At 61.3% G+C, this 17,067-nt stretch carries 14 protein-coding genes; 8 read left to right on the top strand and 6 right to left on the bottom strand.

Annotated features, from left to right (window positions below):
* Nucleotides 1-18 precede the first annotated feature (18 nt).
* Complete coding sequence (locus OKW27_RS00795) at nt 19-1,353, bottom strand: MFS transporter (protein WP_429332820.1); 1,335 nt, start codon at nt 1,351-1,353, stop codon at nt 19-21.
* A 235-nt stretch (nt 1,354-1,588) separates the two neighbouring features.
* Between OKW27_RS00795 and OKW27_RS00790 the strand changes: the two genes are divergently transcribed.
* The 3 genes from OKW27_RS00790 to OKW27_RS00780 are packed head-to-tail and all read left to right on the top strand — an operon-like array spanning nt 1,589 to nt 5,785.
* A complete protein-coding gene (locus tag OKW27_RS00790; RefSeq protein WP_429332219.1) occupies nt 1,589-2,371 on the top strand; it encodes an enoyl-CoA hydratase/isomerase family protein in 783 nt (260 codons plus the stop codon).
* 38 nt (nt 2,372-2,409) lie between these two features.
* On the top strand, nt 2,410-4,500 hold the full coding sequence (locus tag OKW27_RS00785) for an acetate--CoA ligase family protein (protein ID WP_429332819.1): 2,091 nt from the start codon (nt 2,410-2,412) through the stop codon (nt 4,498-4,500).
* Nucleotides 4,493-5,785, top strand: a complete 1,293-nt coding sequence (locus OKW27_RS00780; protein WP_429332218.1) for a 3-hydroxyacyl-CoA dehydrogenase NAD-binding domain-containing protein — start codon at nt 4,493-4,495, stop codon at nt 5,783-5,785. The genes OKW27_RS00785 and OKW27_RS00780 overlap by 8 nt, the downstream gene beginning before the upstream one ends.
* Nucleotides 5,786-6,132: 347 nt before the next feature.
* Here the strand turns inward: OKW27_RS00780 and OKW27_RS00775 are convergent, their stop codons facing one another.
* Nucleotides 6,133-7,074: a LysR family transcriptional regulator gene (locus OKW27_RS00775; RefSeq protein WP_429332217.1), complete on the bottom strand. Its 942-nt coding sequence runs from the start codon at nt 7,072-7,074 to the stop codon at nt 6,133-6,135.
* A 421-nt stretch (nt 7,075-7,495) separates the two neighbouring features.
* Here OKW27_RS00775 and OKW27_RS00770 point away from each other — a divergent pair, with 421 nt between their 5' ends.
* The 3 genes from OKW27_RS00770 to OKW27_RS00760 are packed head-to-tail and all read left to right on the top strand — an operon-like array spanning nt 7,496 to nt 10,285.
* Complete coding sequence (locus tag OKW27_RS00770) at nt 7,496-8,932, top strand: NAD-dependent succinate-semialdehyde dehydrogenase (RefSeq protein WP_429332216.1); 1,437 nt, start codon at nt 7,496-7,498, stop codon at nt 8,930-8,932.
* Between the two features lie 13 nt (nt 8,933-8,945).
* The gene (locus OKW27_RS00765; RefSeq protein ID WP_429332215.1) at nt 8,946-9,290 is read left to right on the top strand and encodes a carboxymuconolactone decarboxylase family protein; all 345 of its coding nucleotides are present in this window, start codon (nt 8,946-8,948) and stop codon (nt 9,288-9,290) included.
* The gene (locus OKW27_RS00760) at nt 9,287-10,285 is read left to right on the top strand and encodes an NAD(P)H-quinone oxidoreductase (protein WP_429332214.1); all 999 of its coding nucleotides are present in this window, start codon (nt 9,287-9,289) and stop codon (nt 10,283-10,285) included. Before OKW27_RS00765 ends, OKW27_RS00760 begins: the two co-directional genes overlap by 4 nt.
* A gap of 554 nt (nt 10,286-10,839) precedes the next feature.
* On the opposite strand, the gene OKW27_RS00755 is transcribed toward OKW27_RS00760, so the two are convergent.
* Entirely contained in the window at nt 10,840-11,700 is an 861-nt protein-coding gene (locus OKW27_RS00755; RefSeq protein WP_429332213.1) for an IS5 family transposase, read from the bottom strand.
* Nucleotides 11,701-12,463: 763 nt separating this feature from the next.
* Nucleotides 12,464-13,099 (bottom strand): putative quinol monooxygenase, encoded by a 636-nt coding sequence (locus tag OKW27_RS00750; protein WP_429332212.1) that lies wholly within the window; start codon nt 13,097-13,099, stop codon nt 12,464-12,466.
* 881 nt (nt 13,100-13,980) lie between these two features.
* Here OKW27_RS00750 and OKW27_RS00745 point away from each other — a divergent pair.
* Nucleotides 13,981-15,012 (top strand): PIN domain-containing protein, encoded by a 1,032-nt coding sequence (locus OKW27_RS00745; RefSeq protein ID WP_429332211.1) that lies wholly within the window; start codon nt 13,981-13,983, stop codon nt 15,010-15,012.
* Nucleotides 15,013-15,021: 9 nt separating this feature from the next.
* Here the strand turns inward: OKW27_RS00745 and OKW27_RS00740 are convergent, their stop codons facing one another.
* Complete coding sequence (locus tag OKW27_RS00740; RefSeq protein WP_429332210.1) at nt 15,022-16,002, bottom strand: SIR2 family protein; 981 nt, start codon at nt 16,000-16,002, stop codon at nt 15,022-15,024.
* 12 nt (nt 16,003-16,014) lie between these two features.
* Nucleotides 16,015-16,347, bottom strand: a complete 333-nt coding sequence (locus OKW27_RS00735) for a hypothetical protein (RefSeq protein ID WP_429332864.1) — start codon at nt 16,345-16,347, stop codon at nt 16,015-16,017.
* A 209-nt stretch (nt 16,348-16,556) separates the two neighbouring features.
* Between OKW27_RS00735 and OKW27_RS00730 the strand changes: the two genes are divergently transcribed.
* Nucleotides 16,557-16,940, top strand: a complete 384-nt coding sequence (locus tag OKW27_RS00730) for a hypothetical protein (protein ID WP_429332209.1) — start codon at nt 16,557-16,559, stop codon at nt 16,938-16,940.
* Nucleotides 16,941-17,067: the final 127 nt, after the last annotated feature.

Genomic DNA, 17,067 nt, shown 5'->3' with positions numbered 1-17,067 from the left:
GGCCCGCAAGCGTCTCTTTCATTCCCGACGTTCACTGATCGCGCGCGCTGGAATACCCAGCACCACTGCGAGACCGCCGAGTATGGAGACGACCGCAACCGCATAGAGACCCATCGCGCTGCTGCCGAAGTGCGTCGATGCGTAGCCGATCACCGAAGGAGCCGAAATCCCGCCAAACTGGCCGAGGCTGCTAATGAGGCCGATGCCGCTTGCTGCGGCGGTGCTCGACAGGTACGCGGGTGGGATCGTCCAGAACAGCGACAGCATGCCCAGATAACCAGCCGTCGCGACGCAAAGCAGTGCTACCAGAATGCCTGCGTGATTCGCCGCCGCCGGTAAAAGCGCGACGCCCAGCGCGGCCATCAATGCGCTTGCCATGAAATGCCACCGCCTCTCCAGCATACGATCCGAGTTTCGGCCGAGCAGATACATCGCGACCGCGCCGACCACATACGGAATCGCAGAAAGTAGCCCAATGTGCCAGTAGTTCGACACACCGCTTTTCTGGATCACGCTCGGCGCCCAGATATGCACGACGATGCTCGCCCAAGGTACGCTGAAGTATGCGAAGGTCAGGAAATAAAACTTCGGCTCCTTCAACGCGACCCAGATCGAACCATGAGCGCGTGCGGCCTTCGTTTGCGCATCGCGGCTAAGCTCCGCCAGCAGGAGGGCCTTCTCGTCGTCCGTGAGCCATGTTGCCTGCTCCGGCCGGTCCGTCAGATAGACATACGCAAAGACACCGGCGATGACTGACGGAAACCCTTCTAGCAGGAACAGCCATTGCCAGCCGTTATAGCCGAGTAAGCCCGACATGCTATTGAGTATCCATCCCGACACAGGCCCACTGATGATGCCGGATACGCAGATCGCCGTCATGAAGATGGACGTGACGCGTGCGCGGCGCGCTGCCGGAAACCAGTAGGTGAAGTAGAGAATCACGCCCGGGAAGAATCCTGCTTCCGCTGCGCCCAGCAACACGCGCGCGATGTAAAACTGCGTTGGCGTCTGCACGAACGCGGTGCCCGCCGAAACGATGCCCCATAGCGCCATGATCCGCATGAGCGTTTTTCTCACGCCGACTCGCGCAAGCCACAGGTTGCTCGGCACCTCGAAGAGCATGTAACCCACGTAGAAGAGTCCCACGCCCAGACCGAATGCGGCGTCGGAAAGACCGATGTCACGCGAGAACTGCAGGTGCGCGAAGCCGATATTCGCGCGATCCAGATAAGCGAAGACATAACAAACGAAGAGGAACGGCAGCAGCCGCCAGGTGACTTTCCGGTAGACGGCCTCTGTCTGCGGTTGCGCGACGGCGCTGACGTCGATGGGATTGGAACGGGCTGCGTGCATCATGTCTCCGGGCTTGTATTGGGCCGCAGGTGGCCTGCGTTGGAATCCATTATCGGCACCGAACGCTCGATGACAATCCGTCAATTCCATCCAGTGGAATTTGTCGAACCCTCGGATGAAACGCGCTCCGTTCCACACAGTGGAATTAACGGGGTGTCTTGGGTGGCGGGTGGGGCTAAGCTGCATTGGCAGATTGACCTTGTCAGTCGACTCCAATTCAACCATCGAGACACGCATGAGCACATCCACCATTCAAGTCACTATCGATTCGCAGGTCGCCATGATCGCGCTGAATCGTCCTGAAAAACGTAACGCCATCACCAACGAAATGCGTGCCGAACTGACCGAGGCGCTAGACGCCGTTTCGCGCGACCGGCGGGTGCGCGCCGTGGTGCTGACCGGCAACGGCAAGGGGTTCTGCGCCGGCGGCGACGTCAGCGGTATGGCGCAGCGCATGGAAGCGCCCGCCGGCGAGGTTGCGTTCAATGGCTGGTCCCGCCAGCAACTCGTGCATCACACGGTCAATCTGCTCTACTCGATGCCCAAACCAACCATCGCCGCAGTCAACGGGGCGGCGGCGGGGCTCGGCGCCGATATGGCGCTCTCTTGTGACTTCATCATCGCATCTCAAGAAGCGAGCTTCACGTGGAGCTACATCAAACGCGGGCTGATTCCCGACGGTGGCGGCATGTACTTTTTGCCGCGTCGGGTCGGCCTCGCGCGGGCGAAGGAACTGATCTTCAGCGGGCGCAAAGTGGATGCCAAGGAAGCGCTGGAAATCGGCATCGCGGATCGCCTGAGCGAGCCGGATTCGCTCATCGCCGACGCCCACGCCTGGGCCGCCGAATTGAGCCAGGGTTCGGCCACCGCGCTCGCGCTTGGCAAGAGCATCCTCAACCAGAGCTACGAACTGTCCGCGCATCAGGTGTTTTCACAAGGCAGCCAGGCCCAGGCCGTCTGCTACACAAGCAGTGAACATCGCGACTCGGTGCTCGCATTTCTGAACAAAACCAAGTGAGCACGAAGGAGATCGACGTGAATGCAATTTCAAAATTGATGCGTCCGGCGAGCGTCGCCGTAATCGGCGCATCGGCGGACACAGCCAAGACGTCAGGCCGACCGGTGGCTTACCTCAGGAAGCACGGCTTCGCCGGCGACATCTACCCGGTCAATCCGCGTTACGACTCGATCGATGGCCTACCCTGCTATCCCGATGTAGCGTCGTTGCCGCACGCACCGGATGTCGGCATCGTGCTGCTCGGCGCCGAGCGCGCCCACGTTGCGGTGCGAGATCTGGCAAGCCGCGGCACGAGCGCTGCAATCGTGCTGGCGAGCGGCTACGCAGAAATTGGCGAGGAAGGCGCGAAGCGGCAGGCGCAATTGATCGAGGCAGCAGGGTCCATGCGCCTGCTCGGCCCGAATACAATCGGGCTCGTCAACCTCACCGATCGCATCACGCTGTCAGCAAGCGGGGCGCTGGAGACAGACACTTTTACAGTCGGCGGGATCGGCGTGGTGTCACAAAGCGGCGGGATTCTCGGCTCGCTGTTGTCGCGGGCGGCAGCACGCGGCATTGGCTTGTCAAAGCTGGTGTCGACGAGCAATGAAGCAGATCTCGACATGGCGGACTTCGTCGATTATCTGGTCGACGATGATTCGACTTCTGTTATCGCGCTCTACATGGAGGGGCTACGTCATCCGGACCGCTTTCGCCGCGCCGCGCTAAGGGCGGCCGCCGCGGACAAGCCGGTCGTCGTGTTCAAGATCGGACGCTCGGAATCAGGCGCGCGTTCGGCGGTCTCGCATACGGGCGCGCTGGCCGGCTCGGACCGCATGTATGACGCGCTTTTCAGCCAGGTCGGCGTCATTCGCGCCCAGACGTTTTCCGATTTGCTCGACATTCCTCATGCGCTCGCTACGCGGCGTAATCTCTCCGGGCGACGGGTGGCGATTTTAACCTCGACCGGCGGTGCGGGCACGCTCGTCACCGATAGCCTCGGCATGGCGAACTTTGAGACCCCGCCTCCCGATGAAGCGACTGCTGCAAAGCTGCGCGCGCTCCAGACCGGCGATCATGCAGTGCTCGACCGCAATCCGATCGACGTGACGCTTGCAGGTCTGCAGCCGGCTCTCCTGCGCGGTGCGATCGGCACTCTACTCGATAGTCCGACTTACGACGCGGTCGTGGTTATCGTTGGATCGTCTGGCCTCGCGATGCCTGACCTGATGGCCGGCGCGATCCGCGATTCGCTGCCCGGGAATGACAAACCCGTGATGGTATTTGTGAGCCCTCACGCGCCGGAGATCACGCGGTTGCTTAACGAGCAGGGAGTGCCGGCGTTCCCAACGCCCGAAAGCGTGACGAGCGTGCTTGCGGCGATGTGGCAGCATGGCGAATACATTCGACGCGCTGTGAGTCCGGACGAAAGGTCCCTTGAATCAGACGTCGACCTGAGCGATCTACCGGTCGGATCACTCAACGAAGCGCAGGCGAAAGCGCTTTTTTCCCGCTTCGGCGTGACAGCGGTGCGCGAGCGTGTCGTCACGAGCGCACATGCAGCGGAGAGCGCCGCTCGCGATCTGGGTGACAGGGTCGTGCTCAAGCTGCTGTCGAACGAGATCACGCACAAGAGCGATGTCGGCGGCGTTGTGGTGGGCGTCACTGCCGACAGCATCGGGGCGCGCCTAGACCGCATGCGCGACGACGTCGAAACCGCGACTGGCGTATCCGCGAATGCATTTCTCGTGCAGGAAATGGTGACCGGTGGTACAGAACTGATTCTCGGCCTCCATCGTGATCCACTCGGCACGGTATTGCTGCTCGGCATGGGCGGCGTCACCGCGGAGTTGTTCAAGGATACGACAATGCGTCTCCTCTCCACCGAAGCGCCGCTGTCGCGCGCAGACGCGCTCGCGATGATCCACGAACTGAAAACGTGGCCCCTGCTCGACGGGTATCGTGGACGGCCGCGCGCTGATATTGACGCCCTCGTGACCGCAATCGTCGCCTTTGCGCGAATGGCGGTGCAGCTTGGCGGGCGTCTTGTCGAAGCAGAAATCAATCCGATCTTCGTGCTGCCTGCAGGCCAAGGCGTACTGGCGGCTGATGGCGTTGCTGTACTCGCATCGGAGGCTCACCATGAATGACGATGTTCTGATCACACTCGACGAAACATCCCCCCTCGCCTATCTTGCGCGTGCCGAGAGCGAGGCTGCAAATCCCACCCACATCGATTTCTCGATTGCAAGTGCCGTAGAGTCGATCGCGGTGATCGGGGCCGGTACGATGGGCAGTGGCATCGCAATCTGCGCACTCGATGCAGGACTTCAGGTGACACTCGTCGAGCAGGATGCAGGCGCCCTTGACGCGGGACGAGAAAGAATCCTCAAGCATTACGAACGCAAGCTGAAAGCAGATCACGCAGCAGAACGCGCGAGGAGGCTCGTTTGCACGACCGACTGGCAGTCGTTGACGCATGTCGATGCCGTGATAGAAGCGGTGTTCGAAGATCTTGCAGTTAAGCAAGAAGTGTTTCAGCGCATCGACAAACTCGCGCGTCCCGGAGCACTGCTTGCCTCAAATACCTCCTATCTGGATCTCGATGGCATCGCTGGAGCCACAAAACGGCCACGCGATGTCGTCGGGTTGCATTTCTTCAGCCCCGCGCACGTGATGCGGCTGATGGAAGTCGTGCGCGGCACTGAATCCTCGCAGCAATCGCTTGCGACGGCTTTCGTGCTCGCCCAGCGATTTGGCAAGCTACCGGTGTTGACGCGCAATGCGTTTGGCTTCATCGGTAATCGCGTGTATTCGGCGTATCGCGCTCAGTGCGAATTCATGCTTGAAGAAGGTGCCTATCCTAATGAGATCGACGCGACGCTCCAAGCCTTTGGGTTTGCGATGGGCCCCTTTGCCGTTGCTGACATGTCGGGACTTGACATCGCGTGGCGGATGCGCCGGGCCCGGGCGGCAAGTCGCCCTACCGATGTACGCTATGTCGACATTCCCGACAGGTTGTGCGAAGCGGGCCGCCTCGGGCGCAAGACGGGCGCGGGTTACTATCAATACGGCGCCGGTTCAAAGCACGGCCAGCCCGACGACATTGTGAAAGCGATAATCGATGACGCGCGTGCTCGTAAGGGGATTGTGCCGCGTAGGCTTAGCTTTGAAGACATTCGGAAACGCGCATTGCTCACAATGGTCAACGAAGCGGCGCTTCTGCTCGAAGAAGGTGTCGCCGCGCGTGGGCCAGACGTAGATGTGGTGCTGGCGAATGGGTACGGGTTTCCGCGTAACCAAGGTGGGCCGATTTATTGGGCGAAAGCCATGGCGCCTGAAACGCTTTCAAGAGATCTGGCCTGGCTCGCCGAGGTAAGCGGGACCGGGTTCAAGCCAGCGGGCCGCCTCGATCTGGTGTTGGGGGCGGCGTAAGCTCGCAGAGACGTTTGTATCGATAGAGGCTTTCCGGCCAGACGTTCTCAAAAGGGCAGGAGTGGCTGATCGATGGCCGTGCGTCGATCGGGATGAACGACCGAATTAGATTGAGGAAGGGCCCTTCATCGCGACTAGCGCGAAGGCCGCTTCTGGCCGATCCCGGTCCGACAGCAAACTTCGGCGAGGGGGCTGAACACCGCCGGTCGCGATCGGCGGCACCCGGACCCGAAGCGGTGGCTCGACGTTACGTGGCTGAAATGACCCGGTTCGTGCACAAACCGGTCGCAGTGGCAATTCGCACGTCGCAGACATCAATAGCTCGATCAGCAAGCGCCTGCGCCAAATTACACGGCGGCATTTTCTATCCCAAGTTCCCTTGCGTACGCGGAGAGCTGATCTCCGACGCAGGCTTTCAGTGTGTCGACAAAGCGTACTACCTTGGCGTCGACGAACTGCCGGGACGGATAGACCGCGTACACATTCCGCGCGTAGGTGTGATATTCCGGCAGCACGCGAACCAGGGTTCCCTTACGTAGATCGTTGATAGCGGAAAACCCCGCAAGCAAACCAATTCCGGCGCCGTCGCGCAGCGCGACGGCCATGGCCTCCATGTCGTTCACGCTGAAGTGCGGTCCGGATGGCCGATAAATGACAGTGCCAGAGAAACTCTCGAGGTGCCATTCACCCGCGGCGTAATCCACGGTGCTCAACAATACCCGCGCATGATCGACGAGATCTTCCGGCGCTGCGGGCGCAGGATGCTGCGCCAGGTACGTCGGCGAAGCAGCCAGAATGCAATGGCTGCTACCGATCTTCTGGCTCACATAGGCGGAATCGGGCAGTGCGCGGGCGATCACGACAGCGAGATCGAGTTGCTCCTCGAGCAGGTTGGGCATGCGTTGCGAAAGCAGCAGGTCGACCGAAACATTCGGATACGCTTCGCGGTACGCAAGTATCGCTCGCGTCACGAGCTCGCGCCCGAGTCCCGGTACAGCGTGTACGCGCAGCGTCCCACGCGGCTCAAGCAAAGCGTCGCGCGCCTCGGCTTCGGCATGTGCGATTTCGGCGAGGATCGAGACGCTACGCTCGTAGAACCGGCGGCCCGCATCGGTGACGACGAGGCGTCGCGTGGAGCGTTGCAGAAGTCGCGTGTTGAGGCCCTCCTCAAGCACGGAAACCGCGCGCGAGACGTTACCGACCGTGGTGTCGAGATGGTTGGCGACGGCGGTGAAACTGCCCATCTCCACGACCTTAACGAATACCGACATGTTGTAGACCTTGTCCATTCCGGCGATCCCTATTGAGCTTTCATTATTCTTTCGATGACGGCGCGAGACGCTTCCGCAGCCGCGTCGGATGCGTACTCCGCATGATATCGAGCGTTTTTTATTTGGGGTAGCAAGGCGCGCGGCCGGTTCTGAGGGCTTTACGCGCTGAGCATAAAGCGTACGGCCGTTCGATACGCACGACGCGATTTTCCCTCCAGCGGGAAGAATCATTCTTTCCAGCACCGCTAAAACCGGGCGGCCTTCGCGCCTAAACTTCGTTCCGCAGTCAGGCATTTGACGCATCCGTATCCAGCCCCGAACGACGGGAGGCGATCACGCCGCCCGTACGAATAACCTGATCCGAAGTACGTCCGTTAAGTGGACAAGCCGCTCTATTAATACGGATACCTGATCACTAATATCAACATGAGGTAACGTCATGAACGCAGTCTACGATCCGCTGTACCTTTTCATCGACGGCGAATGGATCGCTGCCAACGAACGCGAAACCGCGCCGGTCATCAACCCGGCCACGAAAGGCGAACTGGGCCGCGTGCCGCTCGCCACCACCGCCGACCTCGATCACGCGCTAGCTGTTACGCGCCGCGCGTTCGACGTCTGGCGCAACACGGTACCCGCCGAACGCGCCCGCATCCTCAGGCACGCTGCGGATCTGATGCGCGAACGCGCGCCGCACATTGCCGAACTGATGACGCTGGAGGAAGGCAAGCCGCTTTCGGAAAGCCGCGACGAAGTGCTGCGCGCCGCCGAGTATTTCGAGTGGTTCGCGGAAGAGGCACGCCGCATCGACGGCCGTGTGGTGCCGTCGAACCGCCCCGGCGTGCAGCAACTCGTGAAGAAGCAGGCCATCGGTCCGGTGGCTGCGTTCACGCCGTGGAATTTCCCGGCCATCACGCCGGCCCGCAAGCTTGCGGCGGCGCTTGCGGCAGGCTGCAGCGTGATCATCAAGCCTGGCGAAGAAAGCCCGGCCACGGCACTCGCACTGGCCCGCGCACTTGACGATGCAGGCCTGCCCAAAGGCGTGCTGCAAGTCGTGTTCGGCGTGCCCGACCAGGTCTCGAAGCAATTGATCGCCTCGCCGGTGATCCGCAAGGTCACTTTCACGGGTTCGGTGCCGATCGGCCGTCTGCTCTCGGCGCGCGCCGCCGAAGGCGTCAAGCCGATCACACTCGAACTCGGCGGCCACGGTCCGGTACTGGTATTCGACGACGCCGACGTGGAGAGGGCCGCTGTCGAAGGCGCAGCCAACCGCTTTCGCGGCACCGGCCAGATCTGCATCTCGTCGACGCGCTTCCTGATCCAGCGCGGTGTCTACGACGTGTTCGTCGAGCACTTCGTGCAGGCGGCAAAGGCGCTCAAGGTGGGCGACGGCATGGATCCCGCCACTCAGGTTGGCCCGCTTGCCAATCCGCGCCAACTCGCGAAGATGGAGGAACTGGTGGCGGACGCGGTGGCGGGCGGCGCGAAAGTGCTCGTGGGCGGCAAGCGCATTGAAGGCGACGGTTACTTCTTCGAGCCGACCGTACTCGCCGACGTACCGATGAACGCACGCGTGATGCACGAAGAGCCGTTCGGCCCGATCGCCGTGCTGATGCGCTTCGACACACTCGCAGACGGCCTTGCCGAAGCGAACCGCCTGCCGTACGGCCTCTCGGCCTATGCGTTCACGCAGAGCGCGCGCACCGCGATTAACGTGGGCGACGGTCTCGAAGCCGGCATGATCGGCATCAATCAGTACCGCATCATCGCAACCGAATTGCCATTCGGCGGCATGAAGGAAAGCGGTCATGGTTCGGAAGGCGGCGTCGAGGGCATCGAGTATTACCTCACGCACAAGTTCATCAGCCAGGCCTGAAAGGAGAGCGGTCATGTCCCACGCAAACTTCAGCAGCCCGCGCGAAGCGGCGCGCGCCTTCACGCCCAAACTCGCGGAGTTCGTCGATGCCACGCTCTATCCGCAGATCTGGAGCGACCCCGCTCTCTCGCTGCGCGACCGCAGCCTCGTGACGGTCGCGGCGCTGATCGCGGGCGGCCATCTCGACGAGTTGCCCGCACATGTGCGCCGCGCCGTAAATAACGGTGTGACACTCGAAGAACTGTCCGCCGCCATCACGCACCTCGCGTTCTATGCCGGTTTTCCGGCAGCGATCTCAGCCTCCGCTGTGGCGCAGGCCACGCTTCTTGAGCAACACGCTAAGGAAACACAACCATGAAAGCCATCACATTCAAGGAATTCGGCGACGCCGACGTACTCCAGCTCGCCGAGGTATCCACACCCGAAGTGCGTCCGGAGGACCTGCTAGTGCGCGTGTACGCCGCCGGCGTGAACCGCGCCGATCTCACGCACCGCACGGGCGGCTACGGCCGTCCCAACTTCGGCGACTCCACCATCATGGGCCTTGAAATAGCGGGTGAAGTGGTCGAGACCGGCAGCGAGGTCCAGGGCTACAAGGTGGGCGACCGGGTGATGGGCGTGGTGGGCGGCGGCGCCTACGCGGAGATTGCGCGAATCGACTGGCGTATGGCCATGCCGATTCCCGCCACCCTCGATTACGTGCACGCAGCAGCGATTCCCGAAGTGTTTGTCACGGCGCACGAGGCGATGCTGCACCTGGGCGGCCTGCGGCGCGACGACTCGGTGCTGATTCATGCGGCGGCAGGCGGTGTCGGTTCGGCCGCCGTGCAACTGGCGTATGCGACGGGTGCAAGGATCTTTGCTACGGCTGAAGGCAGAAAGCGCGAACGTGTTGTGCAACTCGGTGCAGACGTGGTCATTGACTATCGCACCGAGGATTTCGCCGAAGTCGTCAAGAAGGCGACGAACGGTCGGGGTGTCGATGTCGTGATCGACTTCGTGGGTGCGCCGTATTTCGCGCACAATGTAGCGTCCCTCGCCAATGGCGGCCGGTTGATCCAGGTCGGCATTCTTGGTGGTGGTGGGGAGGTGGCGGTCGAACTGGAGCAGATCCTTTACCGTTATCTGCAGATCAAGGGGACGGTGATGAAGTCGCGCCCTCAGGAGGAAAAACACGACATGGTGCGTCGTTTCCGCGAACACTGGCTCGAACGGTTTGACGGCGGCGGCCGCCTTGAACCGGTTGTGGACAGTACATTCGCGCTTGCGCGCGCCGCCGATGCCCATCGGCGCATGGAATCATCTGCCAATGTTGGAAAGATCATCCTGACCATGGAAGCAGACGACCTGTGAAGCGCGGCGGAACGTTGCCGGCACGGTGTAGACGGCGGCGCGCGGGATATCGATCTGCAGACTTCGTAATGCCATAACCGGTCGACGACGACTTTCAGCACGTGGGCGTTCGACCTTTGGGTCGGTGTGCGCCCAAAGGCGTACGCTCGCAACCGGCCCGCTTGCAGACGCTCGAAAGTCCCAACAGCATCTCGTCCGATTGTCTCAAATTGGCCGACTGCCGCCCGACGCGGACGGCTCTAGCCGACCCAGTATAGATAGTCCGTCCCGCTTTCATCGATACTGGTGGGACTGGCAGCGAGCTGCCAGTGCAGGCGGAACATGCACCCGTGGACTACGAATAAGTCGGTCAACTGATTGCGCGTTTCAGTCCTGTGCAAGCCGGGGGTTAGCGAGCGAGATCCGCAAACACGCGAAACTGGATGGATGGTTGCGGAAACTGATGGGTATTGAGATGTCGAGGTCGGCATTATCATCAGGAATACCGATGGAAATGACGTGACCGTCCATGGCGCGATGCGCCATCGGGCAACAGCATGCACCTGCGATGACGCTTAGCAGTAGTGCCGCAGGTTGATCATCGTATAGGCAAGCGTTTTGAACGCGTAGTGGACCGCACCGAGACGTTCGAAGCGCAGTAGCAGCCGGCGGAACTTGTCTTCCCAGGCAAAGACACGTTCAATGGTCCTGAAGCGCTCCTCGAAGATGGCCGGGTCGAAGCTCTGCTTGCGACCGCGCTTTGCTCTCTTGCGCCCGCGCGGATTTTCCGGAATGTTGGGAACCATGCCCCGGTTGAAAATGGCCTTGCGATTGGCCCGGCAGTCGTAGACGCCGTCCAGACTGACGCGCGCGCCTTTCAGGTTCATGCCGATGGCGCGCGCCATCTGGCTCAGTCTGGGCAGTGCGTCACGCAGCAGGGGCGATTCGTTGCGGTTGCCCGCAGCGGCGACGAACGGCGCGATGACGTTGCAGTCACGGTCGCAGAAGGCCACCACCTTGTCGCCTTTCAGATGTTTATGACCGCTGTAACCGAGATTGTCGCCGCCTTTTTTCGCCGCCGTCGTCGTGCCATCGCCGTGAATGACCGTCAGATCGAGCAACTGATCCTTATGAAGCTTGCCGACCGAGCCCGCAAAGATGGCGTCCATGCAACCCGCCGCCTGCCAGCGGCGCATCGCGCGGTAGATGCGGGTGTGGTGAATTTCAGGACGACCCAGGCAATCCTTATCGATCGGCAGTGCCTTCCACTGGCATCCCATATAAAGCACCTGCAGAACGTAGTTGAATATCCTGTGCAAACTTAGCTGCGGCGGCGGCCCGCGCCGACCACGGATCAGGTGGGGCAAGACAAATTCTTCAAACTGCGCAAGGCTCAGTCTCACCGGAATCGCTTGCCAGCGGTGCTTTCCATCCATTCAGGGCATCCATAAATCTGGACTTTAACCGATCCGGCGCCCAATAGACGATCATCCAGTTCCTGCAAGGCTCGCAGACAAATTCGATCACTAGAAAAAACGCGCAACCAGTTGCAAAGAAAAGCAGCCACGAATCGGCAGACTGGAGTCGTGGCCGTGTTGTACAGATTGATGAGATACGGAGCACCCGAGAGGAGATTGAGAGCTCGTACCACGATCTGGAAATACAGCGGAAGTCTTGGACTATTCGAAATCCATAGCACCTTTCCAACGTAATCCATGAGCGGGGACAATATAAGCAAGGTCTCTCAATTTGCAATTCATGCCGTTTTAGCTGCCTACCAATGGCTCGCCGTTGCATGTACCGATTTCGTTGAGCGCCGTCGTCGCCAACTCAAGCGCTCGCACTTCGAGTGCGGGCAGTAACTGTGAAGCGGTGACTGCCCGTACGCGTTGTCGTTCGCTCATGAGCCCGTGCTCGAGGGCAGGCATCGAATAAACCTAAACGATCGGCGACAATCGCGGGCGGCGGCACCCTCGCAATGGATGTCTCTCGCCTGGTTTTAGCAAAACTTGGAGCCCGATCATGTAGGCGATGCATTATGAAATCACCTTGCCCGCCGACTACGATATACGAGGGAAAAGCTGCGACCGTCGACGTCCCACTCCCGGTCGCGGCGCGGGCGCTCGGCTACAAGGGCGCTGCCCCTGATGATACGACCGGAGGCAGATTCCGACCTTTGGGGAAGGGTCCCTGTCAGGATCACCGCGCCCCCGCAGACTGGTCGGCCCATTTTGCGTCGACCACGTCGAGCATTCCGATATCCGGCACGCTGCCCAGCAATGACAGGGAATGCTTGGCGAGTTCCCGAGGAACATGACCCGTCAAGTCCGCAAACCGACCGCCGTTGTCGGGGAAGACGTCAAAGATGCCGAAGTGACTGTCGTCAAGGCGGATGGCAAACCAGGCAACGGTCTTGGGTTCCTGCTCCACGAGTGCTTGCGCGTCGCGAAGGAACTGCGCGACCTGCGCCTCATGGCCCGCCTTTGCCTTGAACGTGAGGAGCAGCGCCTTCGTGACCGGCTCGCCCGATGATGTTGCAGGCAACTTGTCGGCCAGGACCTCGAACTCCTGAATCAGCGGCGCCCCGACAAACGCGCTGCCGCCGGCATCCAACAATGCTTGTATAACTGGCCCCGCCAGATGCGCCTCGCGGCCGGCATCGTCTGGGAACACGTCGAAGATGCCATACTCCGATCGCCCGAATCTGATCGCGAACCACGCGGTCGTTGCTTCCGCCCGACCCATCGCGAGAGCTGAGCGCAGGACGTCTTCCGCCCCGGCGTCGTCGTAGCCGGCCTTGACTTCCAACCTGACGAGCAGACCTTTAGTGCCCATGAGACACCTCCATCCGTGATCGACCGACCGGGAGCGCCTGAGGGTGCAGTCCTTCGACGCTAACAAGCCAGCAGCGCCGCGCAGCGCTCCAAAGGACACCTTCGGTGCTGCGATCCTCGGCCGGCGGCATCGGGCGCGAGACATCTCGCCGGGGATCCTGCGCGCCTGCAATGCACCTCAACTGACACGATAGTGGATTTCGCCTCGCCGTTCCAGGCGGGTTCGCTGGAACCGGCTTGCCCATACGACTCTGGCAGCTGCAGCTACACGAGCTTCGCTAGCGACACGTCGGCACGTCAGGAGCCGGAGCCTGCCGACGTCCGGTGGGGATGAGCAGCTGAGGTACTCATGCTGCGCCGCGAAGAGCGTAAGAGCGCCGCACGCCGGGTGAGCCGCGCTCTGGGGCCCGGTGACCCGCGGAAATGTGGTCCGACGAGGCTCCGACTGTCCTGGTCAGAGCAATGCCAACAGGCGTTGGGCGACCGCTGCTACCATAGCCGAAGATCGAAGCCTACGGGTTGCCCCCGCGACGATCCGGTTCCATGGGCTTCAGATCGGTAACATGGCTTGCTAGCTATGCCTGTTCGTTGGCAGCAAGACCTCGGGAGCACACGATGATCGTCGAGCGTGTCTGGACTGGCAATGCCTACCGCAACTTCAACTACCTGATTGCATGTCCGGAGACAGTCGCCGGATCTTTCGCTCAGACATCTGGACGGCAGCCTTGCCGTCCGAAGCAGTCGTTGGCTATTCGAGAGCTGCTCGCGTAGCGGCGCGGGGGCAGCGGCGGTACGGCGGCCCGATCTCTGGCCCCGACGCGCCTGCATAACGTCCACCGTCCCGTAGAATCTCCGGTTCCCCATCGTCAAAAGAGGAGCGGCATGGCTATCCGGCTTCTGGTTGATACGTGCGTCTGGCTCGACCTCGGGAAGGACTATCGCGAGCAGCCCGTCATCAGTGCGCTCGAAGACCTTGTCGAGAACGGCCATATCGAACTGATCGTGCCGCAGCAGGTGCTGGACGAATTCGATCGGAACAAGGTCCGCATCATCGACGAGGCCCGACGCGGCCTGCAGTCGCATTTCCGGCTGGTCAGGCAGGCCGTGAATCAGTTTGGAGACGACGGCCGCAAAGCCGACCTGCTGGCAGGACTGAACGAGGTCGACCACCGGATCGGCGTTGACGGCGACGCGGTAGGCGGTTCGATCGAACGTATCGACAGGCTTCTACGCCGCGCTCCCGCGCTCGCGACCAGCGACGCGGTCAAGCAGCGCGTCACCGAGCGCGCGCTCGCGAAGCAGGCTCCCTATCATCGTGCGAAGAACAGCGTGAGAGACGCTATCCTCGTCGAGATGTACGTCGATGTGGTTTCGGGCGCGACCGAGGACGCGCCATGCGCGTTCATCACTCACAACACGAAAGACTTCAGCGATGCAAACGGTGACTTTCGGAAGGCGCACGCCGACCTCGTGCACCTGTTCGATGCGCCGAAGTCATCCTACTGGATATCGATGGTTGAATTCCTGAAGGACTACTGCCCCGATCTGCTTGGCGAACACGACTTCGAGTTCAACTACTCGCAGGAAGCGCGGCGGCTACCGGAGATCCTCGAAGCCGAACACCTGTTGTTCCGGCAGGTCTGGTACAACCGCCACTGGAACCTTCGCCACGAGATTGAGACTGGCAAACATCATGTCGTCGCGGAGAAGGACTACAGCCGGAACCCGTATCGGGCGGACCAGACGCTCGATACCGTATGGGAAGGCGCACTCGCTGCCGCGAAGAGGACCGAAGACGAGGTCGGCATCGAGAACCTCGGCCCGTGGGACGACTTCGAGTGGGGAATGATCAAAGGCAAGCTCTCGGCGTTGCGATGGATTCTCGGGGACGAATGGGACATGCTGGACACGTAGGTGTCTCAATCAAGCGTCGAAGAAGCGCACTAGCTTCGCGCGTTCGAGTTCGTCGTTCGTGAAGGTCGTGCGTAGCGATCGTGTCGACCCGCCAATGTAGCGGACGTCCTCGATCGCTCGACGCGGTTGCGGGATCTGGCCGGTGTCATTGGGTGGTCGGAGCGCCTTGCGTCCGCTCGGATTGACCACGAACATGCCGAAGGTCTCGTCGGCCTCTGCAGCGTCGACGATCGCCTGATTGACGTGCTCGTCGCCAAAGCCGTAGCCGATGGTCATCAGACGCGAGCCGCGTTCGCGCAGGCGCGCGCGGAACTCCTCGGCGTATCGCGTGAGAAGCGCCGAGCCTGCAATCGCCTCGACCTTGCGTGCACCCATCACGAGCAGGTCGTTGCCGTCCTCGCTGCGCCAGTTGACCGAGCCATGCAGCTTGAAGACCGGCTGGCCTTGACGTTCCACACGGTACTCGGCGTCCGGTCGCGGTCGCCAGTCCGCCGCGAGCTTTTCCTCCGGGCGAAGATTCCAGAAGTTCGGCGGCAGCGCCATGCCGGGGTATTGCACGCTTATGCGTGGATCGTGGGGCCCATAAAACAACTCGAGGAGCAGATCTTGATTGAGCGTGAAGATAGCGTCGAAGCGGGCCAGAAAGCTGGTGATGCTGCGCTGGACGAAGTTCGGGCCGTTGCCCTGAAACTCCAGCCCGGGTCGATCCGACAGCATCGCGTTCATGTCGTCGAAGGATGCACTGACCGCGCGCTCCATCAGGTTTAGCCGCTCACGGTGCGCGGGTTGCTGGTGATGACGCCACTCGAGTTGCAGGTCGCCAAGTACCTCTTCGAAGTTCGGATTGTCGGTGAGTCGTTTGCAGAGATCCCGGTTGTCCGCAAGGCGGCTAATCAGGTCGTCGGCTAGTTCGCCGGCGAGCCAGCCATCCCAATTGCGGGTGAATCCCGCCCCGAGCAAAAGTAGATGAGCCACCCACTTTCCCCTCACGATTCAGATCGCTCATTCTACCCATGCGGCTGGACGCAGTTCCAACGCGAACACAATCGCCGATGATTCACGCGGTGAAGGGCGGACGAAAGAAAAACTGGCTCGTCGCGGATTTGCGTGGCGGACGGCTTCGGCTGCCTTGCCGTCAACGGTAAACTGCGTCGGCTTGTAGCCAGGAAACTGCAGCTGAAATGGGCACCACAGCAGATCGCCGGGTGGTTGAAGCAGCAGTATCCTGATGATGCAGACGAAAGAGCTTGCGGGCGCTGAATAGCTGGTACCCGTCGCGCCCCGCGCTTCCGCGTGACGGCGATAGCCGCCGATTTTGATGCGATGGTCGCACACGACATTGTCCTTCGAATCGTGTTGCCGCAGCAGCCTTACAAACGCTGGTTGTTTGAGGCTAGCCTACCAAGGCGTTCGTAATCTCTGTAAAATGCGCGACCATGAATTCGCTCCGCCATCGCCTGACGTGGTGCGGTGCACGGGGACGGCAGGTCATCATTTGGATGCTCGCCATCCTCCTGCTCCGCGCTATCTGTCCAGGTGCCATCATGCTTGACCCTGAAGCGCCATCCGGCAGCTTCGGACTGGCCCTATGTACCGGACATGGACCGTTGGTGCTTCCTCAAGGCAGCAATCTCAGCGCCATGTCCGGCGTGATGGCAATGCCCGATGTGAGTGGGCTCAGCGACGCTCGCGACATCAGCGCATCAGGAGACGCCCACAACCCGCTTTCTGACTCGCGCGACACCCATTCGCTCTGCTCTTTCAGCGCGGCATTCCTGAGCGCGATCGCATCGATTTTCGCGCTGTCGGTGCTTTTCGGCATTATCGTCACCACCCCGTTCTGGTTCGCACCGAACCAGAACGGTCTCCCGCAGTTTCTCCTCCTGCGTTGCCCTGGCGCGCGTGCGCCTCCCGCCTTTTCGGGCTGACATTGAGCATATTTCCCCGCTGTGTCGAGCGATCGACCGCGAGAATGCGCTCGTTGACTGATGTGATCCGTGTTTCTTAGGTCCCCCTCTCGACCCTTGTGTCGAGGCCCTCACTCGCCATCTCGAA

It is taken from the genome of Paraburkholderia sp. 35.1, assembly GCF_050436525.1.
GTDB lineage: Bacteria > Pseudomonadota > Gammaproteobacteria > Burkholderiales > Burkholderiaceae > Paraburkholderia > Paraburkholderia tuberum.
The sequence above is the reverse complement of the archived record's forward strand: the minus strand, read 5'-3'. Positions and strand labels throughout refer to the sequence as shown.